Annotated in this window: 22 protein-coding genes; 18 read left to right on the top strand and 4 right to left on the bottom strand. The window is 70.3% G+C overall.

Translation table 11 applies throughout. The features are described 5' to 3' along the window. Positions 1-39: 39 nt before the first annotated feature. Positions 40-2,778, bottom strand: coding sequence for a winged helix-turn-helix domain-containing protein (locus AC1RGU_RS26450; RefSeq protein WP_492698716.1), 2,739 nt, complete (start codon positions 2,776-2,778; stop codon positions 40-42). 138 nt (positions 2,779-2,916) lie between these two features. Here AC1RGU_RS26450 and AC1RGU_RS26445 point away from each other — a divergent pair, with 138 nt between their 5' ends. The 6 genes from AC1RGU_RS26445 to AC1RGU_RS26420 all read left to right on the top strand — a co-directional run bounded on the left by AC1RGU_RS26445 (position 2,917) and on the right by AC1RGU_RS26420 (position 9,894). Beyond that, positions 2,917-4,125 (top strand): acetyl-CoA C-acetyltransferase, encoded by a 1,209-nt coding sequence (locus tag AC1RGU_RS26445; protein ID WP_492698714.1) that lies wholly within the window; start codon positions 2,917-2,919, stop codon positions 4,123-4,125. Positions 4,126-4,154: 29 nt separating this feature from the next. Next, a complete protein-coding gene (locus AC1RGU_RS26440; protein WP_492698712.1) occupies positions 4,155-5,567 on the top strand; it encodes an enoyl-CoA hydratase-related protein in 1,413 nt (470 codons plus the stop codon). Further along, on the top strand, positions 5,564-6,391 hold the full coding sequence (locus tag AC1RGU_RS26435) for an acyl-CoA thioesterase (protein WP_492698710.1): 828 nt from the start codon (positions 5,564-5,566) through the stop codon (positions 6,389-6,391). The genes AC1RGU_RS26440 and AC1RGU_RS26435 overlap by 4 nt, the downstream gene beginning before the upstream one ends. After that, positions 6,388-6,804 carry an EthD domain-containing protein gene (locus AC1RGU_RS26430; RefSeq protein WP_062478167.1) on the top strand — a complete coding sequence of 139 codons (417 nt, stop codon included), beginning with the start codon at positions 6,388-6,390 and terminating at the stop codon, positions 6,802-6,804. The genes AC1RGU_RS26435 and AC1RGU_RS26430 overlap by 4 nt, the downstream gene beginning before the upstream one ends. Before the next feature lie 89 nt (positions 6,805-6,893). Continuing rightward, positions 6,894-9,044, top strand: coding sequence for a fatty acid oxidation complex subunit alpha FadB (gene fadB / locus AC1RGU_RS26425; protein WP_492698707.1), 2,151 nt, complete (start codon positions 6,894-6,896; stop codon positions 9,042-9,044). 67 nt (positions 9,045-9,111) lie between these two features. Continuing rightward, positions 9,112-9,894, top strand: coding sequence for an SDR family NAD(P)-dependent oxidoreductase (locus AC1RGU_RS26420; protein ID WP_062478161.1), 783 nt, complete (start codon positions 9,112-9,114; stop codon positions 9,892-9,894). Positions 9,895-9,916: 22 nt separating this feature from the next. Here the strand turns inward: AC1RGU_RS26420 and AC1RGU_RS26415 are convergent, their stop codons facing one another. Next, positions 9,917-10,708, bottom strand: coding sequence for an enoyl-CoA hydratase (locus AC1RGU_RS26415; protein WP_492698706.1), 792 nt, complete (start codon positions 10,706-10,708; stop codon positions 9,917-9,919). A gap of 167 nt (positions 10,709-10,875) precedes the next feature. On the opposite strand from AC1RGU_RS26415, the gene AC1RGU_RS26410 reads away from it, so the two are divergent. From AC1RGU_RS26410 to AC1RGU_RS26355, 12 genes are all read left to right on the top strand, one after another. Beyond that, positions 10,876-12,033: an acyl-CoA dehydrogenase family protein gene (locus AC1RGU_RS26410; protein ID WP_062478158.1), complete on the top strand. Its 1,158-nt coding sequence runs from the start codon at positions 10,876-10,878 to the stop codon at positions 12,031-12,033. A 118-nt stretch (positions 12,034-12,151) separates the two neighbouring features. Further along, on the top strand, positions 12,152-13,330 hold the full coding sequence (locus tag AC1RGU_RS26405; protein ID WP_095746834.1) for an acetyl-CoA C-acetyltransferase: 1,179 nt from the start codon (positions 12,152-12,154) through the stop codon (positions 13,328-13,330). A 91-nt stretch (positions 13,331-13,421) separates the two neighbouring features. Further along, on the top strand, positions 13,422-14,240 hold the full coding sequence (locus tag AC1RGU_RS26400) for an ABC transporter ATP-binding protein (RefSeq protein ID WP_492698704.1): 819 nt from the start codon (positions 13,422-13,424) through the stop codon (positions 14,238-14,240). Beyond that, a complete protein-coding gene (locus AC1RGU_RS26395; protein ID WP_492698702.1) occupies positions 14,237-14,956 on the top strand; it encodes an ABC transporter ATP-binding protein in 720 nt (239 codons plus the stop codon). The genes AC1RGU_RS26400 and AC1RGU_RS26395 overlap by 4 nt, the downstream gene beginning before the upstream one ends. Positions 14,957-14,969: 13 nt before the next feature. Further along, positions 14,970-15,842, top strand: a complete 873-nt coding sequence (locus AC1RGU_RS26390) for a branched-chain amino acid ABC transporter permease (protein WP_056577629.1) — start codon at positions 14,970-14,972, stop codon at positions 15,840-15,842. A gap of 40 nt (positions 15,843-15,882) precedes the next feature. After that, positions 15,883-16,878 carry a branched-chain amino acid ABC transporter permease gene (locus AC1RGU_RS26385; RefSeq protein WP_492698700.1) on the top strand — a complete coding sequence of 332 codons (996 nt, stop codon included), beginning with the start codon at positions 15,883-15,885 and terminating at the stop codon, positions 16,876-16,878. Beyond that, a complete protein-coding gene (locus AC1RGU_RS26380) occupies positions 16,868-17,884 on the top strand; it encodes a phosphotransferase family protein (RefSeq protein WP_492698698.1) in 1,017 nt (338 codons plus the stop codon). The genes AC1RGU_RS26385 and AC1RGU_RS26380 overlap by 11 nt, the downstream gene beginning before the upstream one ends. Beyond that, entirely contained in the window at positions 17,884-18,261 is a 378-nt protein-coding gene (locus AC1RGU_RS26375) for a DUF6285 domain-containing protein (RefSeq protein WP_492698697.1), read from the top strand. The genes AC1RGU_RS26380 and AC1RGU_RS26375 overlap by 1 nt, the downstream gene beginning before the upstream one ends. Before the next feature lie 3 nt (positions 18,262-18,264). Beyond that, on the top strand, positions 18,265-19,551 hold the full coding sequence (locus tag AC1RGU_RS26370) for an acyl-CoA dehydrogenase family protein (RefSeq protein ID WP_492698696.1): 1,287 nt from the start codon (positions 18,265-18,267) through the stop codon (positions 19,549-19,551). Between the two features lie 70 nt (positions 19,552-19,621). Next, entirely contained in the window at positions 19,622-20,839 is a 1,218-nt protein-coding gene (locus AC1RGU_RS26365; protein WP_492698694.1) for an ABC transporter substrate-binding protein, read from the top strand. 38 nt (positions 20,840-20,877) lie between these two features. Continuing rightward, positions 20,878-21,687, top strand: coding sequence for an enoyl-CoA hydratase-related protein (locus AC1RGU_RS26360; protein WP_492698692.1), 810 nt, complete (start codon positions 20,878-20,880; stop codon positions 21,685-21,687). After that, positions 21,684-22,718 (top strand): phosphotransferase family protein, encoded by a 1,035-nt coding sequence (locus tag AC1RGU_RS26355; protein ID WP_492698690.1) that lies wholly within the window; start codon positions 21,684-21,686, stop codon positions 22,716-22,718. Before AC1RGU_RS26360 ends, AC1RGU_RS26355 begins: the two co-directional genes overlap by 4 nt. Positions 22,719-22,752: 34 nt before the next feature. Here the strand turns inward: AC1RGU_RS26355 and AC1RGU_RS26350 are convergent, their stop codons facing one another. Together AC1RGU_RS26350 and AC1RGU_RS26345 are read right to left on the bottom strand one after the other, a co-directional pair. Then, on the bottom strand, positions 22,753-23,145 hold the full coding sequence (locus AC1RGU_RS26350) for a VOC family protein (protein WP_492698688.1): 393 nt from the start codon (positions 23,143-23,145) through the stop codon (positions 22,753-22,755). A gap of 21 nt (positions 23,146-23,166) precedes the next feature. Further along, positions 23,167-23,616, bottom strand: coding sequence for a helix-turn-helix domain-containing protein (locus AC1RGU_RS26345; RefSeq protein ID WP_341892067.1), 450 nt, complete (start codon positions 23,614-23,616; stop codon positions 23,167-23,169). Between the last annotated feature and the right edge of the window lie 269 nt (positions 23,617-23,885).

Below are 23,885 nucleotides of genomic sequence, written 5' to 3'. Positions count from 1 at the left end.
GTCTGCCATGTGTCGGCGGGCGGGCCCTTTTTTTGGGGGCTAGCGGATCACACCCAGCTTGCGCGCAATCGCCACCGCCTCCGTGCGCCGCTTCGCACCGAGCTTCATGTGGATGTTGCGCAGGTGCGTGCGCACCGTGCTCTCCGACACGAACAGCTTCTCGCCCATCGCATTGTTCGAGTAGCCCTCGGCCAGCAGCTGCAGCACGCGGATCTCCTTGCGCGTGAGCGGCTCCTTGGTGGCGTCGCCCGAGGGCGTCTCGGCATCGATCGGCGAGGGCGGCGGGCCCAGCACCTGCAGCAGCCGCTGCAGGTAGTCGGCCAGGATCGGGTCGCTGCGCAGCACGGGCGCCACGGCGCCCGCTTCTTGCTGCATCGCGGCGGCATAGCGGTGCACCAGCGTGCCCACGGCCGGGCCTTCGTCGAGGATCAGCCGCACGAAGCCTTCCTGGCTCGCGGCCTGCAGCACGGCGCCGATCTCCTCGATGGCGGTGGCGAGGTCGCCCGCGCGCTGCAGTGCAAGCGCGCGCAGCACGCGCAGCTTGAGCGCGCGGCGGTTGCGGTTGGCGGCCACGGCCGCGTGCAGTTCGGCGTCGAGCACGGTGAGGGCCGCGCGCGCGTCGCCGAAGGCGATGTCCCAGCGCGCCCGCGCGAGCGCGAGGTAGTCGAGGTCGTGCGCGGGCAGGCGCTGGCGGCGCTCGCGCTCCCACAGCTCGGGGTCGTCGGCGCGCTGCAGCTCGTCGCGCGAGGCGGGGCCGTTGCCCTGCAGCAGCAGCATGTGGGCACGCTCCAGCTTGGCGCCCGCGACCACGCGCGGCAGCTGGCGGTGGTGGCCCAGGTACTCGAGTTCGGTGAGCGCCTGGAACGCGGCGTCGATGTCGCCCGCGTGGAAGGCGATGCGCGAGCGCATGACGTGGCTCAGGATCATGTGGTCGGGCAGGCCCACGTCGCGCGCCAGCGGCAGGTACACGTTCAGCAGGTGCTCGGCCTGCACCAGCTGGTTGGTCTCGTACACGGCGCCCGCGTACAGCACGCCGGCCCAGGCGTTGCCGTGGCTGTGGTTGTACGACACGGCATGCGTCGAATCGACCGCCATGCGCAGCCGCGCGGTGGCCTGGCGCAGCCGGCCTTCGGTGAGGTCGAACAGGCCCGCCAGCGACTCGGTGTACATGCGGTTGAAGGTGCTGTTGCCCTGCTCGCGCCGTGCGGCCTCGAGCAGGCGCTGCGCCTCGCGCTGGTCGCCGCGCACCGCAAGGATGTGGGCCATGGCATTGAGCAGCACGCCCTCGGCAAAGGCCAGCCCGGTGGGCAGGCGCGCGAGGCTTTCGCGGCCGGCTTCATACGCGGCGTCGTGCTGGTCTTCCATGGCCAGCAGCAGCGGAATGAGCGTGTGGGCGTTGGCGCGCACCTCGGGAATGGGGCTGTCGAGGCAGCCCGACTGTTCGAGCAGCCGCATGGCGTCCCACGGGCCGTGCGTGAAGCAGGTGGCCCACAGCGCGATGAGCTGCAGGAACGGATGCTCGCGCAGCTGGTGCTCGGGAATGGCCGAGAACCAGCGCGCCAGCATGCGCATGCGGCCCTGCTCGAGGAACTGCTCGGCGTAGCTGTCGAGCAGCGTGAGCGCGTGCGGGTGGTCGCCGCCCTCGATGGCGTGGTCGATGGCGGGCACGGGCCGGCCGTGCGACTCGTACCAGCCCGAAGCCGCGAGGTGCAGCCGAGCGAGCTCGCCCGGCCGCTCGCGCGCCAGCTGCGCACGCAAGAAATCGGCAAAGAGGCTGTGGTAGCGCCACGCGCGCACCTCGCCGCCGGCATCGCCGCTCACGGGCGTGAGGAACAGGTTGGCGGCGGCCAGCTGCTCGAGGATGACGGCGCTGTCGCCGCGCGGGTTGAGCGCCTGGCACACCGAGGCGTCGAGCTGGCGCAGGATGCTGGTGCGCAGCAGAAAGTCGTGGATCTCGGGCGGCTGGTGCGCGAGCACGTCTTCGGCCAGGTAGTCGGCCACGGCGCGGTCAGAGCCCGAAAAACGCTCGATGAAGCCGGTCTCGATGCCGTGCCGCTCCAGCGCCATCGACGCCAGCCAGATGGCCGCCACCCAGCCTTCGGTCTTGCGGTGCAGCTGCGAGAGCAGGTCGGCCGGCAGCGCCTGCGGCGGCTGCGCGGCGGCGTGCGGCGCATGCGCCTGGCGCAGGCCGATGAAGGCGCTGGTTTCTTCCAGCGAGAAGCGCAGGCGGTCGGTGTCGATCTCGATGAGCTGGCCGCGCGCGCGCAGCCGGCCCAGGCCCAGGTCGGGCAGGCTGCGCGAGCCGATCACGATCTGCCCGCGCCGCGGCAGGTGCTCCACCAGCTCGCGCACGAGGCCCAGCACGGCGGGCTCCTGCACCACCTCGAAGTCATCGAGGAACAGCGTGAAGGGCGAGTCGTGCGCGGCCAGCGCGGCCACGGCGTCGAAGGGCGCGTGGCCCGCGGGCTCGTCCACGCCGATGCGCTGCACGGCCTCGGCCAGGCAGTTGAGAAAGCGCGACACGTCGTTGTCGGCGCGGTCGAGCGTGAGCCAGGCGGTGGCGATGCCCTGCGCGTCCATGCGCTCGCGGATCTGCGCCATGGCGGTGGTCTTGCCGAAGCCGGCGGGCGCGCGCACCAGCACGAGCTTGACGGTGGCGGCGGCGATTTCTTCGCTGATGGCGGTGCGCGGCACCTGCGTGGCCACGAAGGCCGGCGGGTTCAGCTTGGTCTCGAGAATCCGGAGCGAAGAAGGGGGAACGGGGGCTGGAGCAGGCATCGCGAAGGGGGAGTGAGTGCCTGGAAATTCCGTCGCTTCCGACGATTCCGGCAACCGATTCTGCTTCCTAAACTGGCCGCAGACAAACTGAATTCCCCTGCATCCGGTGGCCTTGCGCACCCGGGCAGCGCCCTGCCCATGACCCACGACGTTTTCATCTACGACCACGTGCGAACGCCGCGCGGCAAGGGCCGCGCCGACGGTGCGCTGCACCCCATCACGCCGGTGCAGCTGGCCACGCAGGTGCTGCAGGCGCTGCGCGAACGCCATGCGCTGGACCCCGCGCAGATCGAGGACGTGGGCCTGGGCGTGGTGATGCCCGTGGGCGAGCAGGGCGCCGACATTGCGCGCGTCGCGCTGCTGTCGGCGGGCTACGGCGACAGCGTGGTGGGCTTCCAGCTCAACCGCTTCTGCACCTCGGCACTCGACACGCTGAAGATGGGCTTCGGCCTCGTGGCCTCGGGCCAGGCCGACGCGGTGATCGGCGGCGGCGTGGAGTCGATGTCGCGCGTGACCATCGGCAGCGACGGCGGCGCGGTCTACACCGACCCCGCCGTGGGCCAGCGCTACCCCTACATCCCCAACGGCGTGGCGGCCGACCTCATGGCCATGCTCGACGGCGTGGACCGCGAGGCGGTCGATGCCTACGCCGTGGAAAGCCAGCGCCGCGCCGCCGTGGCACAGGCCGAGGGCCGCTTCGACCGCTCGCTCGTGCCCGTGCGCGACCGGCTCGGCCGCACCGTGCTTGCGAAAGACGAGGCCAACCGCCCCGGCACCACGATGGCCGACCTCGCCAAGCTCAAGCCCGCCTTCGCCGGCGTGGCCGCGCAGGGCTACGAAGCGATCCTGCTGCAGCGCTACCCGCAGCTCTCACACATCGCGCCGATCCACACCGGCGGCAATTCGAGTGGCATCGTCGACGGCGCCTGCGCGGTGCTGCTGGGCAACCGCGACTACGGCACGCGCAACGGCTTGAAGCCGCGCGCGCGCATCGTCGGCAGCGCCTCGTGCGCCGACGAGCCGCTGCTGAGCCTGGGCGGCCCGATGCCCGCCACCGAACGCCTGCTGGCGCGCTGCGGCCTGGCCATCGGCGACATCGATTTGTTCGAAGTGAACGAGGCCTTCTCGGTGGTGCCGATGCGCTATGCGCGCCACTTCGACATCGACCCCGCGCGCATCAACGTGAACGGCGGCGCCATCGCGCTGGGCCACCCGCTGGGCGCGACCGGCGCGATCCTCACGGGCACGCTGCTCGACGAGCTGGAGCGGCGCGATGCGGGCCTGGGCCTGGTCACGCTGTGCGCCGCGGCGGGGCAATCGACCGCGCTGGTGATCGAGCGCGTCTGAGCAGCACGTCTTCTCTTCCATTTTTTCCTATGCCTTCCCACATCCGATTCGAGGTCGATGCCGACGGCGTCGCGCTCCTCACCCTCGACGTGCCCGAGCGGCCGATGAACGTGTTCACGCCCGGCTTCACGGCCGCGCTGCGCGAGGCCGTGGCGCAGATCGCGCAGCGCGCCGACGTGCGCGGCGCCGTCATCACCTCGGGCAAGGCCAGCGGCTTCATGGCCGGGGCCGACCTGAAGGACCTCGTGGGCTTTCATGCCACGGGCGGCGGCGCGGCCGAGGCCATCGAGGCGATCGCACCCGGCGGGCGCGCGTTGCGCGAGCTGGAGCGCTGCGGCAAGCCCGTGGCGGCGGCCATCAACGGCGTGGCGCTGGGCGGCGGCTTCGAGCTCGCGCTGGCCTGCCACCACCGCGTGCTGCTCGACGAAGCGCGCGCGGTGGTCGGGCTGCCCGAGGTCACGGTCGGCCTGCTGCCCGTGGGCGGTGGCACGCAGCGGCTGCCGCGCCTCGTCGGCATTGCGCGCGCGCTGCCGCTGCTGCTGTCGGGCCGGCATGTGGCGCCGGCCGAGGCGCAGGCGCTGGGCATGGTCGATGCGCTCGCGCCGGCCGACCAGCTCGTGGCCGTGGCCCGTCGCTGGGTGCTCGACCATCCCGACGCCGGCCAGCAGCCGTGGGACGTGAAGGGCTTCCAGGTGCCGGGCGGCGCGGGCGCGCTCGCACCGCACGCGGGCGCCAGCTTCGGCGCCACGCTGGCGCAGGTGCGGCGCGACACGCACGGCAACCTGCCGGCGCCGCTGGCCATCCTGTCGGCCGTGTACGAAGGCACGCAGCTGCCGATGGACGCGGGCCTGGCGGTCGAGGTGCAGTGCTTCGGCCCCTTGTTGGCCGGCCCGGTGGCGCGCAACCTGATGCGCACGCTGTTCGTGAACCGGGGCGCGGCGCTGCGGCGCAAGGGCGACTTGAGTGCAGTCAATGCTGCGTATGTCGAACGGCTGCGGCAGCTGTATCGCAGTGAAGGTGCGGCGCTGTTGAGTGAAGGCGTGTCGCCCGCGCTCATTGCGAATGCCGCGCGGCAGGCCGGGTTGGGCGAGAGTCCGTTGACCGCCGATGCAACGGCGGAACAAGCCGCTGCATCGCAGCCCGACGCACGCGCTGTCGGCGAGCGCCTGCTGTCGCTGCTCGCGCTCGAAGCGGCGCGCTGCCTCGAAGAAGGCGTGCTGAAGCAGCCGGTCGAGGCCGACCTCGGCGCCGTGCTCGCGCTGGGCTACCCCGACTGGACCGGCGGCACGCTCTCGTACATCGAGACCGTCGGCCTCGCTGCTTTCGTCGCGCGCTGCGATGCACTCGCACAGCGCCACGGCGAGCGCTTCAAGCCCACAGCCGCACTGCGCCAGCGCGCGCAATCGAACACGCCGTTCTATTCCACGGAGCACGCCGCGTGAGCGCAGGCCGCGCGCAGGCGCTGCAGTCGCTGGTCGCGCAGCTGCAACTCGAACAGCTCGAGAAGAACCTGTTTCGCGGCACCAGCACCGACATCGGCGCGCCCGCCGTCTTCGGCGGCCAGGTGCTCGGGCAGGCGCTGATGGCCGCGGCCCGCACGGTCGACGGGCATGCGGCGCATTCGCTGCACGGCTACTTCCTGCGCGCGGGCGACAAGGGCGCGCCCATCGTCTACGACGTGGACCGCATCCGCGACGGCGCGAGCTTCACCACGCGGCGCGTGGTCGCCATCCAGCACGGCGAGCCGATCTTCCACATGTCGGCCTCGTTCCACCGGCGCGAGGCGGGCGTGTCGCACCAGTGCGCGATGCCCGAGGCGCCGCCACCGGAAGAACTCACGCCGCGCGCCGGCCCGCGCGTGCGCGTCGAAGGACCGATCGAGTTCCGTTATGTCGATCCGCGCGATCCGGTCACGGCCGGCCCGCGCCCGCCGCGCAGCCAGCTCTGGTTGCGCACCGCCGACGTGCTGCCCGACGACCCGCTGCTGCACCAGGCCCTGCTGGCCTATGCCTCCGACTACAGCTTCATGGGCGTGGCGATGCAGCCGCACGGCCTGGCGTTTCAGCAGCCCGGCGTGCAGGGCGTGAGCCTGGACCACGCGATGTGGTTCCATCGTGATTTCCGCTGCGACGACTGGTTGCTGTACGACGCCGACTCGCCCTCGGCCGAGCATGCGCGGGGCTTTTGCCGCGGCGGGCTGTTCGACCGTGCCGGCAGGCTCGTGGCCTCGGTCGCGCAGGAAGGGCTGATCCGGGTGCGTCGATGATCAAGCTCGTCTTCTGCCTGCGGCGCTTGCCGCACCTGGACCGCGCGCAGTTCCAGCACCACTGGCGCCACGTGCATGCACCGCTCGTTGCCGAACGTGCCGAGGTGCTGGGCCTGCGCCGCTACGTGCAGTCGCACACGCTCGACGATGCGCTGGTGCAGCCGCTGGCCGTGCCGCGCGGCAGCCCCGCGCCCTTCGACGGCGTGGCCGAGCTGTGGTGGGACAGCCTCGAAGCGCGCACCGGCGCGCGGCGCGAAGAAGCCCGCCGCGCGAGTGCCGAGCTGCTCGCGGACGAGCGCCGCTTCATCGACCTGACCGCCTCGCCGATCTTCTTCACCGACGAGTTCGCCGTGGTCGGCGACCCCGCCGCCGAGGCGGTGCGCGACTACCTGCAGGCGCGCGGCCGCCTGTAATCGTCGCTTCGGACGATGCCTGCGCGCAGGGCGCGTCCCTAAACTTTTTCCCACAGGCTGGCGCGTCGCCGGCCGCGAGGAGACCCCCTTTGTTCCAAGGCGAAAGTATCGAAGTCCTGCCGTTGCAGGACGGTCTGGTGGAGCTGCGCTTCGACCGGCGCGGCGAGGCCATCAACAAGCTCGACGCACGCACCGTCGACGAGTTCCGCCAGGCCACCGAACGCATCGCGGCCTCGTCCGATGTGCGCGGCGTGCTCGTGACGAGCGCGAAAGGCGTGTTCATCGTCGGCGCCGACATCACCGAGTTCGGTGCCACCTTCCAGCAGGCCGAGGCCGACATCGCGCGCGGCGTGCGCGCCAGCAACGAGCTGTTCAACGCCTTCGAGGACCTGAGCGTGCCCAGCGTGGTGGCCATCAACGGCTTCGCGCTCGGCGGCGGGCTGGAGCTGGCGATGCTCGCGCCGCTGCGCGTGATGGCCGACACGGCGCAGGTCGGCGTGCCCGAGGTGAAGCTGGGCCTGTTCCCCGGCTTCGGCGGCACGGTGCGGTTGTCGCGCCTGGCGGGCCTGGCCACGGCCATCGACTGGGTGGCGAGCGGCAAGCCGGCCAAGGCGCCGGCCGCGCTGGCCGCGGGTGTGACCGACGAGGTCGCCGCGCCCGAGGCCCTGCGTGACCGTGCGCTCGCGCTGCTGCAGCGCGCGGTGCGCGGCGAGATCGACTGGCAGGCGGCGCAGCAACGCAAGCGCGCGCCGCTGGCGCTGTCGAAGCAAGAGGCCGGTGCGCTGCTCGAGACCGCGCGCACGCAGGTGGCGGCGCGCAGCGGCAAGCACCAGCCCGCAGCCCTCATCGCGCTCGAAATGATGGCCGAGGCCGCCGGCCGCGACCGCGCCGGCGCGCTCGACCTCGAATCGGCCGCCTTCGGCCGCGTCGCGAAGACGCAGGCCGCCGCCTCGCTGGTGCAGGCCTTTCTCAACGACCAGGCGCTCAAGAAGCTCTACAAGCGCCACGCGCGCGAAGGCCGTCCGGTGAAGCAGGCAGCCGTGCTCGGCGCGGGCATCATGGGTGGTGGCATCGCCTACACCAGCGCACTGCGCGGCACGCCGGTGCGCATGAAGGACATCGCGCAGCCGCAGCTCGACCTGGGCATGGCCGAGGCCGGCAAGCAGCTCGCCAAGCAGGTGAAGAACGGCCGGCTCGCGCAGGCAAAAGCCGATGCCATTCAAGCGTCCATCGTGCCGCAGCTCGACGAGGCCGGCTTCGACACGGTGGACTGCGTGGTCGAGGCCGTGGTCGAGAACCTCGAGGTCAAGCGCAAGGTGCTGGCCGCGCTGGAAGGCAGCGTCAAGCCCGGCACCGTGATCGCCTCGAACACCTCGAGCCTGCGCATCGACGACATCGCCCAGCCGCTCGCGCGGCCCGAGGACTTTGTCGGCATGCACTTCTTCAACCCCGTGCCGGTGATGCAGCTGGTGGAAGTGATCCAGGGCGCGAAGACCAGCAATGCCGCCGTGTCCACCGCCGTGGGCTATGCCGTGGCCATGGGCAAGACGCCCATCGTGGTGAAGGATTGCCCGGGCTTCCTGGTCAACCGCATCCTCACGCCGTACATCAACGCCTTCGTGCAGCTGGTGGCCGATGGCGCCGACTTCGAAGCGGTCGACCGCGCGATGGAAGCCTTCGGCTGGCCCATGGGCCCGGCCTACCTGCAGGACGTGGTGGGCATGGACGTGGGCGCGCACGTGGGCGACGTGATCGCCGCGGGCTACCCGCAGCGCATGCCGGCCCTCGAACGCAACGCCGTGAAGCTCATGGTGGCGAACAAGCGCTACGGCCAGAAGAACGGCGCGGGCTTCTACCGCTACGAGAACGACCCCACGGGCCGCCCGCGCAAGTCGGCCGCGCCCGAGGCGCATGTGCTGGTCGCCACGCTGCAGCCGCAAGGGCGGCGCGACTTCGCGGACACGGAGATCGTCGAACGCATGATGCTGCCGATGGTGGTCGAGGCCGCGCACGCGCTCGAAGACGGCGTGGTCGCCACGCCGGCCGAGCTCGACATGGCGCTGCTGCTCGGCGTGGGCTTTCCGGCCTATGCGGGTGGCGCGCTCAAGTACGCCGACTGGCTGGGGCTGGACCGCGTGGTCGCGCTGTGCGACAAGCATGCGGCGCTCGGCGCGCCGTATGTGCCCACGGCGCGCATGCGCGAGATGGCGGCGCGCAAGCTGCGCTACTACCCGGTCTGAACGGCAGGCGTTTTCGGTTTTCTTTCTTTCTTTCTTCCTTTCTCTCTCTATCCAAGGACAACAAGAGATGCAACTCGATTCCAGCATTGCCGCCGTCGTCACGGGCGGCGCCTCGGGCCTCGGGGCCGCCACCGCGCGCCGCCTGGCCAGCCACGGCGTGAAGGTCGCGCTGTTCGACCTCAACGTGGAGCAGGGCGAGGCCCTGGCCAAGGAGCTGGGCGGCGTGTTCTGCAAGGTCGATGTCACGTCGGAAGAGCAGGTCGACGCGGCCTTCGCCAAGGCCCGCGCAGCGCACGGCCAGGAGCGCGTGCTGGTCAACTGCGCCGGCACCGGCAATGCGGTGAAGACCGCGAGCCGCGACAAGGCCTCGGGCGAGATCAAGCACTTTCCGCTCGCCAACTTCGACCGCATCATTCAGATCAACCTCGTGGGCACCTTCCGCTGCATCGCCAAGTCGGCGGCCGGCATGCTCACGCTCGATGCGCTGGAAGACGGCGAGCGCGGCGCCATCGTCAACACCGCCTCGGTCGCGGCACAAGACGGCCAGATGGGTCAGGCCGCCTACACCGCCTCGAAGGCCGGCGTGGTCGGCATGACGTTGCCCATCGCGCGCGACCTCATGGGCGAGGGCATCCGCGTGAACACCATCCTGCCGGGCATCTTCAACACGCCGCTGCTGCAGGGCGCACCCGACAACGTGAAGGCCGCACTGGCCGCCTCGGTGCCCTTCCCCAAGCGCCTGGGCAACCCGGCCGAGTATGCGACGCTGGCCGAGCTGATGATCACCAACGGCTACTTCAACGGCGAGAGCGTGCGGCTGGACGGCGCGATCCGGATGGCGCCGCGCTGACGCCAGGGCAGAAGGGCTGTCGTCAGCCCTTCTGCGCCCGCCCGCGCGCCTGCACCGCCTCGCGCCGCGCCCGCAGCACCTCGGGCGTGAGCGACGCGGCCCAGTCGCGCGTGGCGGCCTGCTCCAGTGCCATGCCTTCGGCGAAGCTGCGCGCATGGCCGTCGTCGATCAGGCGCTTGTAGACCGGCAGCATCTCGGGCAGCGAGCTCGCGATGTCGGCGGCCAGCGCCAGCGCCTGGGGCATCAGCTGCTCGGGTGTGGTCACGCGGTTGACCAGCCCCCAGCGCTCGGCCTGCTCGGCACCGACGAAGTTGCCGCTGAAGGCCATCTCCTTGGCCCGTGCGATGCCGATGAGCCGTGACAGCCGCTGCGACAGCCCCCAGCCCGGGATCACGCCGATGCGCGCGTGGGTGTCGGCAAAGCGCGCCTCGCTCGACGCGATCAGCAGGTCGCAGGCCAGCGCCACCTCGAGGCCGCCCGTGATGGCCGCGCCGTTCACGGCGCCGATCACCGGGCGCGGAAAGTTCGCGAGCGCGGTGGCCACGTCGGTGCCGGCGTCGCCGGTGATGGCGCCGGGGTCGATCTCGCGCAGATCGAGGCCGGCGCAGAAGGCGCGGCCCGCGCCGGTGAGGATGAGCACGCGCACGCTGTCGTCCTGCGCGAGCGTGTCGAGCGTGCGCACCAGCGCGCGCCGCAGCGCGAGCGACAGGGCGTTCATCGCCTGCGGGCGGTTCAGCGTGAGGCAGGCGCAGCCGTCCTGCGGACGGGTGAGCAGGAGGATGGTGTCGTCGTTGTCGGTTGCAGGTGTGTTCATGGCGTGTCAGTGTTGGGCGCAGGCCGGGCCGCGGCATCGTCGGAACGGACGAATCCGGCGGGCTTGTCCCGCTCACGACTCGAAACCCGCGCCCGCGTCGGCACCATGCGCCGCATTGTCTTCAATCCGTCCTTGAATCCACTGAGAGAAAGAAGGAGCGTCCCACCATGGATTTCAGCCTCACCCCGGCCCAGCTCGACCTGCAGGAACGAACGCGCCGCTTCATCGCCGAGGAGGTGATTCCGCTCGAATCCGACCCCCGGCAGGATTCGCACGGCCCCGCCGAGGCGCTGCGCGACGAGCTGGTGGCGCGCGCGCGCCGCGCCGGCCTGCTCACGCCGCACGCGTCGAAGGAACACGGCGGGCTGGGCCTGTCGCACGTCGACAAGGCCATCGTGTTCGAGGAGGCGGGCTACTCGCCGCTCGGCCCGGTGGCGCTCAACATCCACGCGCCCGACGAAGGCAACGTGCACCTGATGGAAGTGGTGGCCACGCCGGCGCAGAAGGCGCGCTGGCTGCAGCCGCTCATCGACGGCCACGTGCGCTCGTGTTTCTGCATGACCGAGCCGCCGCCCGGCGCCGGCTCCGACCCGTCGATGATGCAGACCGTGGCCGTGCGCGACGGCGACCATTACGTGATCACCGGGCGCAAGTGGTTCATCACCGGCGCCACCGGCGCGGGCTTCGCGATCATCATGGCGCGCATGGAAGACGGCTCGTCGACCATGTTCCTGGCCGACATGGACCAGCCCGAGATCGTGATCGAACGGCAGATCGACGCGCTCGACAGCTGCTTCACCGGCGGCCACGGCGTGGTGCGCTTCGACGGCCTGCGCGTGCCAGCCACCGACGTGCTGGGCGCCATCGGCGAGGGCTTTCGCTACGCGCAGGTGCGGCTGGCGCCCGCACGCCTCACGCACTGCATGCGCTGGCTCGGCGCCGCGCGCCGCGTGCACGAACTCGCCGCCGACTACGCCCGCCGCCGCCAGGCCTTCGGCCATGCGCTGGTGGAGCACGAGGGCGTGGGCTTCATGCTGGCCGACAACGAGATGGACCTGCACGTCTCGCGCCTGACCATCTGGCATTGCGCGTGGGTGCTCGACCAGGGCGGCAAGGGCCGCCACGAGTCGAGCGTGGCCAAGGTGCTGTGCTCGGAGGCCGAGTGGCGCGTGGTCGACCGTTCGGTGCAGATCCTGGGCGCGAGCGGCGTATCGGACGAGACCGTGGCCGCGCGCATCTTCCGCGACATGCGGGCCTTCCGGATCTATGACGGCCCGTCGGAGGTGCACCGCTGGAGCATGGCCAAGCGCCTGGCCAAGGCCTGAGAGCGTAGGGGCGCAAGGCGCCGCCGCCCAAAATCGTCGGTTCCGACGACGCTGTGCGGCGGCGCGGCGCCAACAATGCGCTGGACTGTCGAACCGAACCCATCACCGGAGATTTCACATGCCCGAAGCCTATATCGTCGCCGCCGCGCGCACCGCCGGCGGCCGCCGCAACGGCCGCCTCGCCGGATGGCACCCGGCCGACCTGGCCGCACAGGTGCTCAACGCCCTCGTGGAGCGCACCGACGCCGACCCCGCCCTGATCGAGGACGTCATCATGGGCTGCGTCGGCCAGGCCGGCGAGCAGGCCTCCAACGTGGCGCGCAACGCGGTGCTGGCCTCGCGCCTGCCCGAGTCGGTGCCCGCCACCTCGGTCGATCGCCAGTGCGGCTCGTCGCAGCAGGCGCTGCACTTCGCGGCGCAGGCCGTGATGTCGGGCACGATGGACATCGTCATCGCCGCCGGCGTCGAGAGCATGAGCCGCGTGCCCATGGGCCTGCCCACCACGCTGCCGCTGAAGAACAACCTGGGCTTCTACGTGAGCCCCGGCATGGAAAAGCGCTACCCCGGCATCCAGTTCAGCCAGTTCACGGGCGCCGAGATGATTGCGCGCAACTACGGCATCGAGAAAGACGCGCTCGACCGCTACGCGCTCGAAAGCCACCACCGTGCCATCGCCGCCACGAAGGCCGGCCACTTCGAGCGCGAGATCGTGCCCGTGGCCGTGCGCATGGCCGACGGCACCGAGACCGGCGAGCTGCACACCACCGACGAAGGCATCCGCTACGACGCCACGCTGGAGAGCATCGCCGGCGTCAAGCTCATCGCCGAAGGCGGGCGCTGCACGGCGGCCACCGCCAGCCAGATCTGCGACGGCGCCAGCGGCCTCATGGTCGTGAACGAGCGCGGCCTGAAGACGCTGGGCGTGAAGCCGCTGGCGCGCATCCACCACATGAGCGTGCTGGGCCACGACCCGGTCATCATGCTCGAGGCCCCGCTGCCCGCCACGCAGCGCGCACTGCAAAAGGCCGGCATGAAGATCGAGGACATCGACCTGTACGAAGTCAACGAAGCCTTCGCGCCCGTGCCCATCGCCTGGCTGAAGGCGCTGGGCGCCGACCCGGCCCGCATCAACGTGAACGGCGGTGCCATTGCGCTGGGCCACCCGCTGGGCGCCTCGGGCACCAAGCTGATGACCACGCTGGTCAACGCCCTGGGCCAGCGCGGCAAGCGCTACGGCCTGCAGACCATGTGCGAAGGCGGCGGCATGGCGAATGTGACCATCATCGAACGGCTCTGACGAAGCCGGGCGGCCCTTGCGCCGCCAACCTGGCAGCGCCCGCGGGGGCGGCGCTGACCTTTTCCGTTCCCTCAAAAAAAGAGATCGACGCATGATTCATGACACCGATCGCGGAGACAAGACGAACACCCCCCTGTTGCGCATCGACGCGGTGTCGGTGCGTTTCGGCGGCATCGTGGCGCTCGACGGCGTCTCGTTCGACGTGCGGCGGGGCCAGATCTGCGGCCTCATCGGGCCGAACGGGGCGGGGAAGAGCACGCTGTTCAACTGTCTCTCGCGCCTGTACGAGTGCAGCGCCGGCCGCATCGAGTTCGACGGCCATCCGCTCACGCGCCTGCCGCGCCACCGCATGGCGGGCCTGGGCATCGGGCGCACCTTCCAGAACCTGGCGCTGTTTCGCACGATGACCGTGCGCGACAACGTGCTGGTGGGCTGCCACAGCAAGCACCACGCGGGCTTCCTTCGCAACGCCTTCCGGCTGCCCGGCGTGGCGGCCATCGAGTCGCAGGCGCGGGCGCGGGCCGACCAGCTGATCCACTTTCTCGACCTCGAGGCCGTGGCCGAACGCGAAGTGGCCGACCTGCCGTTCGGCACACAGAAGCGCGTCGAGCTGGCGCGTGCGCTGGCGGCCGAGCCGCAGCTGCTGCTGCTCGACGAGCCGGCCTGCGGCCTCAACCACGAAGAACTCGAAAGCCTGGGCACGCTGATCCGCGACATCCGCGACCGCCTGAACGTGACGGTGCTGCTGGTCGAGCACCACATGAGCCTCGTGATGGGCGTGTCGGACAAGGTGGTGGCGCTGAACTTCGGCAAGAAGATCGCCGAGGGCACGCCGGCCGAGGTGCGTGCGCACCCCGAGGTGATCCGCGCCTACCTGGGCGAGGAAGCAGAAGCGGAGGCGATGGCATGACGACCAACATCCTCGAAGTGCGCGGCTTGCACGCGGCCTACGGCCCGACGCGCGTGCTGCAAGGCATCGACCTCGACATTCCCTCCGGCCAGGTCGTGGCGCTGCTGGGTGCCAACGGCGCCGGCAAGACCACCACGCTGCGCGCGCTGTGCCAGATGATGGTGAGCACCGAGGGCCGCATCATGCTGGCCGGCCAGCGCATCGACGGCCGCTCCACCGAGCAGATCGCCAAGGCCGGCGTGGGTCACGTGCCCGACGGACGCGGCACCTTCCTGGGCCTCACGACCGAAGAGAACCTGCGGTTGGGCGCCTACGCCCGCGCGAGCAGGGACGGCATCGACGCCGACATGGAGCGCGTGTTCGACTACTTCCCGCGCCTGCGCGAGCGCCGTGCCCAGCAGGCCGGCACGCTCTCGGGCGGCGAGCAGCAGATGCTGGCCATCGGCCGCGCGCTCATGGGCAAGCCGCGCCTGCTGCTGCTCGACGAGCCCTCCTTCGGGCTCGCGCCGCTCATCGTGAAAGACATCTTCTCGATCATGCGGCGCATCAACAAGGAAGAGCGCGTGTCGATCCTGCTGGTGGAGCAGAACGCCAAGCTCGCGCTCGACCTGGCCGACTCGGCCTACCTCCTGGAAACCGGCCGCATCGTGCTCTCGGGCACGGCCGCCGAAATCCGCCGCAACGACGCCGTGCGCAAAGCGTACCTCGGCGAATAAGGGCCTCACACCGATGAACGCATTCCTGCACCAACTGCTGGCGGGCCTGGCCACCGGCGGCATCTACGCCAGCGTTGCGCTGGCGCTGGTGATGATCTACCAGGCCACGCACCACATCAACTTCGCGCAGGGCGAGATGGCGATGTTCTCGACCTTCATCGCCTGGAGCCTCATGCAGGCGGGCCTGCCGTACTGGGCCGCCTTCGTCGCGACCGTGGCGCTGTCCTTCGTGCTCGCGGCCGTGGTGGAGTTCACCGTCATCCGGCCCATGCACGACAAGCCCGCGCTGTCGGTGGTGGTGGTGTTCATCGGCCTGCTGGTGATCTTCCACAGCCTGGCGGGCTGGCTCTTCGGCTACACCATCAAGCAGTTCCCGAGCCCGTTCCCGTCGGACGCGTGGTTCGGCAGCGCCATGATGTCGGCGCACGAGATGGGCGCCATCGGCGTCACGCTGCTGGTGGTGCTGTTGCTGTTCGCGTTCTTCCGCTTCACGCCGCTGGGCCTGGCGATGCGCGCCGCGGCGCAGAACGCGGCCTCGTCGCGGCTGGTGGGCATCAACGTCGGGCGCATGCTGATGCTGGGCTGGGGCCTGGCCGGCGCCATCGGCGCGGTGGCCGGGATGATGGTCGCACCCGTGGTCTTCCTCGACCCGCACATGATGACCGGCGTGCTGCTCTACGCCTTTGCCGGCGCGCTCATCGGCGGCATCGACAGCCCCGTGGGCGCGGTGCTCGGCGGCTTCATCGTCGGCGTGCTCGAGAACCTCATCGGCACCTACGTGGTGGGCACCGAACTCAAGCTGTCGGTGGCGCTGGTGCTGATCGTCGGCGTGCTCATCGTCAAGCCTTCCGGCCTCATGGGCCGCAAGTTGGTCACCCGGGTCTGATCGTATGAACTCCCCTCAAGCCTCCTCCTTGCCGACCGCCATGGCACCGCTCGCCGGGTCGGCCGATGCACGCACCGCCGCCAAGCCTTCGCGCTCCCCACTCATGTGGGTCGGCCTGCTGATCGTGCTGGCCATCGGCATCACCTTCGTGGCGCGCGGCTACCAGTTGTTCCAGGCGACCATGGTGATCTCGTACGCCATTGCGCTGCTGGGCCTGAACATCCTCACGGGCTACAACGGCCAGATCTCGCTGGGCCACGGCGCCTTCTATGCCATTGGCGCCTACACCACCGGCATCCTCATGGAGCATGCGGGCGTGCCGTACTGGCTCACGGTGCCGGCGGCGGCCGTGGTGTGCCTGATCGTCGGCTACCTGTTCGGGCGGCCCGCGCTCAAGCTCGAAGGGCTGTACCTGGCGCTGGCCACCTTCGCGCTCGGCGTGGCGATGCCGCAGCTGCTCAAGTACAAGCACCTCGAGGCTTGGACCGGCGGCGTGCAGGGCATCGTGCTCATGAAGCCCGCCGCGCCCTTCGGCCTGCCGCTGAACGAAGACCAGTGGCTCTACCTGTTCTCGCTGTTCGTCGCGGTCGTGATGTTCTTCATTGCCCACAACCTGCTGCAAAGCGGCAGCGGCCGGGCCATGCGCGCCATCCGCGACCACGCCATGGCCTCGGAGGCGATGGGCGTGGACAACAGCCACTACAAGGCGATGACCTTCGGCGTGTCGGCCGCGTACACCGGCGTGGGCGGCGCGCTGTCGGCCATTGCGGTGCAGTTCGTGGCGCCCGATTCGTTCACGCTGTTCCTGTCGATCTCGCTGCTGGTGGGCATCGTGGTGGGCGGCGTGGGCACGCTGTACGGCGCGATCTTCGGCGCCATCTTCATCATGTTCGTGCCCTCGCTGGCCGAGAAGGTCTCCAAGGCCGCGCCCTGGGCGGTGTACGGCGTGGTGCTGATCGCCTTCATGTTCGCGATGCCCGGCGGCGTGGTCGGGCTGCTGCGCAAGCTCCAGGCACGCGTCGCCCGTGCACGATGACGCGACGCTGATCGCGAACGCACTGCGGCGGCTGGCCGGGCGGCTCGTGCCCGGCGGCCATGTGGTGCAGGCCGTGCGCCGGCTCTCGGGCGGCGCCAGCCAGCAGACCTGGGCTTTCGATGTGGCGACCGGCGGCGCGGGCCAGGCCCTGCCGCTGGTGCTGCGCCGCGCGGCCGATGCCAGCGGCGCGCGCGCCCTGGGCACCGCGGGCCTCGCTGCGGAAGCACAGCTCATCGAGGCCGCACGCGCAGGCGGCGTGCCCGTGCCTGGCGTGCGCCATGTGCTGCAACCGGCCGACGGGCTCGGCGAAGGCTTCGTCATGGACCGCATCGAGGGCGAAACTCTGGGCCGGCGCATCGTGCGCGACGAACGCCTGGCCGGCGCACGCCGCGTGTTGGCGCACCAGTGCGGCGCCGCCATGGCGCGCATCCACCGCCTGCCCGCGCAGCACCTGCCGCCGCTGCGCACGGCCGCCGCACGCGCGGAACTCGACTTCCAGCTCGGCCTGCACCGCAGCCACGGCACCGCGCGCCCGGTGTTCGAACTCGCGTTCCGCTGGCTGCGCGCGCACGCACCGGCCGACGTGCCCGCGCCGGTGCTCGTGCACGGCGACTTCCGCAACGGCAACCTGATGGTCGGCGAGGAGGGCCTGCGCGCCGTGCTCGACTGGGAGCTGGCGCACCTCGGCGATCCGATGGAGGACCTCGGCTGGATGTGCGTGCGCTCCTGGCGCTTCGGCCACGGCGCGCTGCCCGTGGGCGGCTTCGGCACCCGCGAGCAACTGTTCGAGGGCTACACGGCCGAAGGCGGGCAGGTCGATGCCGGGCGCGTGCGCTGGTGGGAGGTGCTGGGCACGCTCAAGTGGGGCATCGTCTGCGAGGCCATGGTGCATGCCTGGCTCAGCGGCCGCGAGCGCGATGTGGAGAAGGCCGCCATCGGCCGTCGCGCCTCGGAGGCCGAGTCGGACCTGCTGGCGCTGCTCGCTCCCGAAGAAGAGGCCGCCTGATGCAGGACCGCCCCGACATCGCCGAGCTGCTCGAGGCCGTCGCCGCCTTCCTGCGCGAGCAGGTGGTGCCGGCCACCGAAGGGCAGGTCGCCTTCCACGCGCGCGTGGCGGCGAACACGCTCGACATCGCGCGGCGCGAAGTGCAGTTCGGCCCCGTCGCACAGGCCAGTGAACGGGCGCGCCTGCACACGCTGCTGGGCCCCGGCGCACCCACCGACCTGGCCGAAGCCAACCGCCTGCTCTGCACCCGCATCGCCTCGGGCGAACTCGACGCCGCCACCCCCGGCCTGATCGACCACCTGCGCCAGACCACGCGCGACAAGCTCGCCATCGACCAGCCCGGCTATGCCGCCGGCACGAAGAAGAAGGAAGACTGAGCCATGGACTTCGATCTGCCCCGCGACCTCGTCGATTACCTCGCCGAGCTCGACGCCTTCATCGACCGCGAGATCGCACCACTGCAGGCGCAGGACGACAACGAGCGCTTCTTCGACCACCGCCGCGAATGGGCCCGCACCGATTTCGAGAACGGCGGGCTGCCGCGCCCCGAGTGGGAAGCGTTGCTGGCCGAGGCGCGCCGCCGCGCCGATAAGGCTGGCTATCTGCGCTTCGCCTTGCCCAGCGAGTTCGGCGGACGCGACGGCAGCAACCTCTGGATGGCCGTGATCCGCGAGCACTTTGCCGCGCGCGGCCTGGGGCTGCACAACGACCTGCAGAACGAACATTCGATCGTCGCCAACAACCCCTTCGTGCTCGCCATCCGCGACTTCGGCACGCCCGCGCAGTGCGACGAACTCATCCAGGGCATGCTCGACGAGCGCGTGCGCCTGACCTTCGGTCTCACCGAGCCGCAGCATGGCTCCGATGCCACCCACATGGAAACGCGCGCCGTGCCCGAAGCACGCCACGGCCGCGCCGGCTTTCGCATCGACGGCGAAAAGATGTGGACCACCGGCATGCACACGGCGACCCACTGCGTGCTGTTCGCACGCACGAGCGGGCGCGACGGCGACGCGCGCGGCATCAGCGCCTTGCTCGTGCCCGCGAAGGCCGAGGGCGTGAAGATCGAGGAGTACCTCTGGACCTTCAACATGCCCACCGACCACCCGCGCGTGAGCTTCACGAACGTGTGGGTGCCCGAAGATGCCGTGCTCGGCCCGCTCGACGGCGGCCTGGCCATTGCCCAGCACTTCGTGCACGAGAACCGCATCCGCCAGGCCGCGTCGAGCCTGGGCGCCGCCGACTACTGCGTGCGCGAGAGCGTCAAGTACGCGCGCGAGCGCAAGCCCTTCGGCGAAGAACTGGCGCGCAACCAGGGCATCCAGTTTCCGCTGGTCGAACTGGCCACGCAGGTCGAGATGCTGCGCCTGTTGATCCGCAAGACCGCGTGGCAGATGGACCAGATGCCCAAGCCGCAGGTCGAGAAGCAACTGTCCGACAAGGTCTCGATGTGCAACTACTGGGCCAACCGCCTCGTGTGCGAGGCCGCCGACCGCGCGATGCAGGTGCACGGCGGCATCGGCTACTCGCGCCACAAGCCCTTCGAACACATCTACCGCCACCACCGCCGCTACCGCATCACCGAGGGCTCCGAAGAGATCCAGATGCGCAAGGTGGCGGGCCACCTCTTCGGCTACATGGGGCCGAACCGGGCGACCGCCGCCTGAACCGCTTTCCGACGACGACTGACGACGCAGGCCACCCGGCCACGCAGCAACACAGAAGGAGACACGCGACATGGTTCATTTGCTTTCCCGCCGCACCGCCCTGGTGGCTGGCCTTGCCACGCTCTGCATCAGCCTGCCGGCCCTGGCCCAGAAGAAGCCCGAAGCCGGCGTGAGCGACGCCGAGATCGTGCTGGGCATGCCCATGCCGCTGTCGGGGCCCGTGTCGGGCTACTCGGTGGTCGGCAAGGTGGCCGAGGCCTACTTCAAGAAGCTCAACGAGCAGGGCGGCATCCACGGGCGCAAGGTGCGCCTGTTGATCTACGACGACCAGTACTCGCCGCCCAAGACCGTCGAGGTGGCGCGCCGCCTCGTCGAGGAAGACCAGGTGCTCGCCATCTTCGGCAACCTGGGCACCGCGCCCAACATGGCGATCCAGCGCTACATGAACGCCAAGAAGGTGCCGCAGCTGTTCGTGCAGTCGGGCGCCTCGCAGTTCGACGACGCCGCCAAATACCCGTGGACCGTGCCCTTTCTCGGCAGCTACCAGGGCGAGGGCCGCGTGTTCGCGCGCCACATCATCGACAACCGCCCCGACGCGAAGATTGCCGTGCTCATGCAGAACGACGACCTCGGGCGCGAGGTGCTCAAGGGCCTGCAGGAAGGCCTCTCGAAGCAGGGCAAGGCGAAGATCGTGGCGCAGGCCACCTTCGAGGTGACCGACCCCACCGTCGATTCGCAGGTGGTGCAGCTCAAGTCGTCCGGCGCCGACGTGCTCGTGATGGCCGCCACCGCGCGCACCGCCGCGCAGGCCATCCGCAAGGTCGCCGACGTCGGCTGGACGCCCGACCGCTACCTCAACTTTGCCGCCGCCTCCGTGAAGATGGCCTTCGAGCCCGCGGGCGCCGACAAGGCCAAGGGCGTGGTCGCACTCGCCGTCTACAAGGAACCCATGAGCCCGCGCTGGAGCCGCGACCCCGAGGTGCTCGAGTACCTCGAACTGCTCAAGACCCACGCCAGCGGCGTCGACCCGAGCAACGGCAGCGGCGTGTCGGGCTACATCGTGGCGCAGCTCATGGCCCACGTGCTGCGCGAGGCCGGCGCCAACCCCACGCGCGAGAGCGTGCGCGTGGCCGCCAGCACCCTCAAGAGCCCGCGCATCTCGATGCTGCTGCCCGGCGTGGCCATGGCCAATTCGGCCGCCGACCTGCACGCCTATGCGTCGATGCAGCCCGTGCGCTTCAACGGCGTGGACCTCGACCCGGTCGGGCCCGCGCTGAACATGAAGTGAACCCCCTTTGATCCATCCACGCCCTTCGGAGCCCACCCATGAGCCAGCCTGACGACCAGGACCCCCTTCTGTACGAGCGCGACGGCGACGTCGCCATCCTCAGCTTCAACATTCCCAAGCGGCTCAACCCGCTCACTGTGCCGCTGCAGGAGGCCCTGCGCCAACGGCTCGCACAACTGCGCGACGAAGGCGAGGTGCGCGCCGTGGTGCTCACCGGCGTCGGCAAATCGTTCTGCGTGGGCGCCGACCTGGGCAGCATGGACGCAACTGCGCCCGGCAGCCTGGGCCAGCGCACGGCCGACGCGATGGAGGCGATGTCGAACCGCCTCATCGAAGACCTGCGCAGCATGCCCTTCCCCGTGGTGAATGCCGTCAACGGCCCCGCCGCGGGCGCCGGCGTGGGTGTGGCGCTGGCCGCCGATGTCGTGCTGGTGGCGCGATCGGCCTACTTCTACCTGCCCTTCATGCCGCGCCTGGGCATCGTGCCCGACCTGGGCACCACCTGGTTCCTCGAGCGGCTCGTGGGCCGCGCGCGTGCCGTCGGCATGTCGCTGCTCGGCGAGCGCCTGTCGGGCGAGCAGGCCGCGCAATGGGGCCTCGTGTGGGCCTGCGTGGACGACGCCGAACTGCGCGCCCAGGCCGTGGCCGTCGCGCAGCGGCTCGCGCGCCTGCCCGCACATGCGGCGCACGAGATCCGCGCCGTGTACGAATCGGCCGCGAGCCAGTCGCTCGTCGGCCAGATGCGCCACGAGGCCGAGCGCCAGCGCGAGCTGATCGACCGGCCCGACTTCGCCGAAGGCGTGAAAGCCTTCCTGGAGAAACGCGAGCCCGTGTTCCGCCGGCCATGAGCGCAGCTGCAGACATCGCCACCCCAGCAGGCATCGAGTTCGACGCCGACCGCCTGCAGCGCCACCTGCGACAGGCGCTGCCCGAGCTCGAAGGCCCGATGCGCCTGGCGCGCATCGGCGGCGGTCAGTCAAACCCCACCTTCTTCGTCGACTTCGACAACCGCGCGCTCGTGCTGCGCAAGCAGCCGCCCGGCGAGCTGCTGCCCTCGGCCCACGCGGTCGACCGCGAGTACCGCGTGCTGCGCGCGCTGGCCGCCACCGACGTGCCCGTGCCGCGCACCGTGCTGTACTGCGACGACCGCGCCGTGGTGGGCACGCCCTTCTACGTCATGGAGAAGCTCGAAGGCCGCGTGCTGTCGAACTACGCGCTGCCCGGCATCGCACCCGCCGAGCGCCGCGCGTACTACTTCGCGATGGCCGAGACCCTGGCGCGCCTGCACGCGGTCGACTTGGCCGCCGTCGGCCTCACCGACTACGGCCGCCCCGGCAACTTCTTCCAGCGCCAGATCGCGCGCTGGACCCGCCAGTGGGAAGCCTCGCGCACCCGCGAAGACGCGAACATCGACCGCCTCATCGCCTGGCTGCCCGCCAACCTGCCACCGGGCGACCAGACCACCATCGCGCACGGCGACTTCCGTTTCGGCAACCTCATGTTCCACCCCACCGAGCCGCGCGTGATCGCCGTGCTCGACTGGGAGCTGTCCACCCTGGGCCACCCGCTGGCCGACGTGGCCTACAACTGCATGGCCTGGCACACCGGCGCCGACGAGTTCGAAGGCATGCAGGGCATCGACCTCGCGGCCGAGGGTATTCCGACACAAGCGGAGTACATCGCCCACTACCAGCAGGCCGGCGGCTGCGCCGAGCCGGTGACGAACTTCCACCTGGCGTTCTCTCTGTTCCGCTTCGCCGTGATCCTCGAAGGCATCGCGGCGCGCGCCAGGAGCGGCAGCGCGGCGGCGGCCGATGCGGTGCAGGTGGGCGCGCAGGCCGCGGGGTTTGCGCGGCGGGCGGTGGCGTTGATCGACTAGCCGCCAGCGAACTGGCGAGCGGGCAGGGCGCCCGTCAGCCGCCGATGGGCGAGCACAGCTCGACCAGCGTGCCGTCGGGACAGCGCACGTACGAGACCACCTGCCCCCAGGGCTTGGTCGCCGGCGCCGACAGCTGCGTGGCGCCGGCTGCGAGCGCGCGGCTGTGCGCGGCAGGCACGTCGGGCGTCACGAGGCCCAGCTCCATGCCCAGCGGTTGCGCGGATTCCGAGGCGGCGACATGCCCACCCGGAAAGTTGGAATCGCCAAGCGCGTGCGCGGCGAACGCCAGCGTGGTCTCGCCAGTTTCGAGTTCGCCATAAGTGCCCGATTCATGTAGGAAGCGCGTGGGCAGTCCGAAAGCTTGCTCGAAGAACTTCAGCGACTGGGCGACGTCGGGAACGTAGACGATGGTGTAGCCGAGTTTCATGGTGCGCGGCGGGTGACTTGCTTACTGCGCTTCCAGCCGCTCTGCAATCTCGCGCGCCCCGAGTTCCCGCACCGTGGCCAGTCGCTCCAGCTGCGCCGCACGCGGGCGTGCCTTGCCTTGTTCCCAGTGATAGATCGTCTGGCCCGACACGCCGACCAGCTGCCCATAGATCGCCGCGGACAGCCCGAGCTTGGCGCGGTGCGCGGCCAGCCGGTTGGCGCTGAAGCGGCGCTTGGGGCCGCCTGCGTCGGCGTCATCGCCCGCAGCACCGGCTGCGGCCGATGCCTGACGCGCGGAGCCCTTGGCAACCTTGCGCAGTTCCTTTTCAAGCGCGCTCACCTGACGGCGCAAGTCGGCAATCGATGCCCGGTGCGCGACGGAGGCTTTCTTGAGTGTTTCGATTTCCGCTCGCACTTCCTTGCGAGCGACACGGGAGATTTCGGCTTTGAGGATGGAGGCGATGTTTGGCATGGGGGGATTGTGCTCAATTTGGGGACACAAATGGAGGGGGCGTTCTGTAGGCGGAAGCCGTCGTTTGCGGGCAACAGGTGTTTGAGCCCCCAATGGGTCTCGGAACTTTTTCGCTAAACGCCGAATTCCATCGTGCCGATGGATGCTTGTCTGGGGCGTTTAACCAAGGCCGTGCCTATCTCGCAGAGAGGTTCCATGCGACGATTCGGGGCCGCGTTATCGGCCGGTATTGGACATTCGTCAAAAAATCAATTGGCGCCAATGGCGAG

This window comes from Variovorax sp. GW823-FHT02B07, assembly GCF_058797695.1.
Note: the sequence above shows the minus strand (reverse complement) of the source record. Positions and strands in the feature narration are given on the sequence as shown.

Bases quoted from the DNA above. Each gene is read 5' to 3' on its own strand.
- AC1RGU_RS26450 (WP_492698716.1), bottom strand. From the start codon at position 2,778: ATGCCTGCTCCAGCCCCCGTTCCCCCTTCTTCGCTCCGGATTCTCGAG.
- AC1RGU_RS26445 (WP_492698714.1), top strand. From the start codon at position 2,917: ATGACCCACGACGTTTTCATCTACGACCACGTGCGAACGCCGCGCGGC.
- AC1RGU_RS26440 (WP_492698712.1), top strand. From the start codon at position 4,155: ATGCCTTCCCACATCCGATTCGAGGTCGATGCCGACGGCGTCGCGCTC.
- AC1RGU_RS26430 (WP_062478167.1), top strand. From the start codon at position 6,388: ATGATCAAGCTCGTCTTCTGCCTGCGGCGCTTGCCGCACCTGGACCGC.
- AC1RGU_RS26420 (WP_062478161.1), top strand. From the start codon at position 9,112: ATGCAACTCGATTCCAGCATTGCCGCCGTCGTCACGGGCGGCGCCTCG.
- AC1RGU_RS26415 (WP_492698706.1), bottom strand. From the start codon at position 10,708: ATGAACACACCTGCAACCGACAACGACGACACCATCCTCCTGCTCACC.
- AC1RGU_RS26410 (WP_062478158.1), top strand. From the start codon at position 10,876: ATGGATTTCAGCCTCACCCCGGCCCAGCTCGACCTGCAGGAACGAACG.
- AC1RGU_RS26405 (WP_095746834.1), top strand. From the start codon at position 12,152: ATGCCCGAAGCCTATATCGTCGCCGCCGCGCGCACCGCCGGCGGCCGC.
- AC1RGU_RS26400 (WP_492698704.1), top strand. From the start codon at position 13,422: ATGATTCATGACACCGATCGCGGAGACAAGACGAACACCCCCCTGTTG.
- AC1RGU_RS26395 (WP_492698702.1), top strand. From the start codon at position 14,237: ATGACGACCAACATCCTCGAAGTGCGCGGCTTGCACGCGGCCTACGGC.
- AC1RGU_RS26390 (WP_056577629.1), top strand. From the start codon at position 14,970: ATGAACGCATTCCTGCACCAACTGCTGGCGGGCCTGGCCACCGGCGGC.
- AC1RGU_RS26385 (WP_492698700.1), top strand. From the start codon at position 15,883: ATGGCACCGCTCGCCGGGTCGGCCGATGCACGCACCGCCGCCAAGCCT.
- AC1RGU_RS26375 (WP_492698697.1), top strand. From the start codon at position 17,884: ATGCAGGACCGCCCCGACATCGCCGAGCTGCTCGAGGCCGTCGCCGCC.
- AC1RGU_RS26370 (WP_492698696.1), top strand. From the start codon at position 18,265: ATGGACTTCGATCTGCCCCGCGACCTCGTCGATTACCTCGCCGAGCTC.
- AC1RGU_RS26365 (WP_492698694.1), top strand. From the start codon at position 19,622: ATGGTTCATTTGCTTTCCCGCCGCACCGCCCTGGTGGCTGGCCTTGCC.
- AC1RGU_RS26360 (WP_492698692.1), top strand. From the start codon at position 20,878: ATGAGCCAGCCTGACGACCAGGACCCCCTTCTGTACGAGCGCGACGGC.
- AC1RGU_RS26355 (WP_492698690.1), top strand. From the start codon at position 21,684: ATGAGCGCAGCTGCAGACATCGCCACCCCAGCAGGCATCGAGTTCGAC.
- AC1RGU_RS26350 (WP_492698688.1), bottom strand. From the start codon at position 23,145: ATGAAACTCGGCTACACCATCGTCTACGTTCCCGACGTCGCCCAGTCG.
- AC1RGU_RS26345 (WP_341892067.1), bottom strand. From the start codon at position 23,616: ATGCCAAACATCGCCTCCATCCTCAAAGCCGAAATCTCCCGTGTCGCT.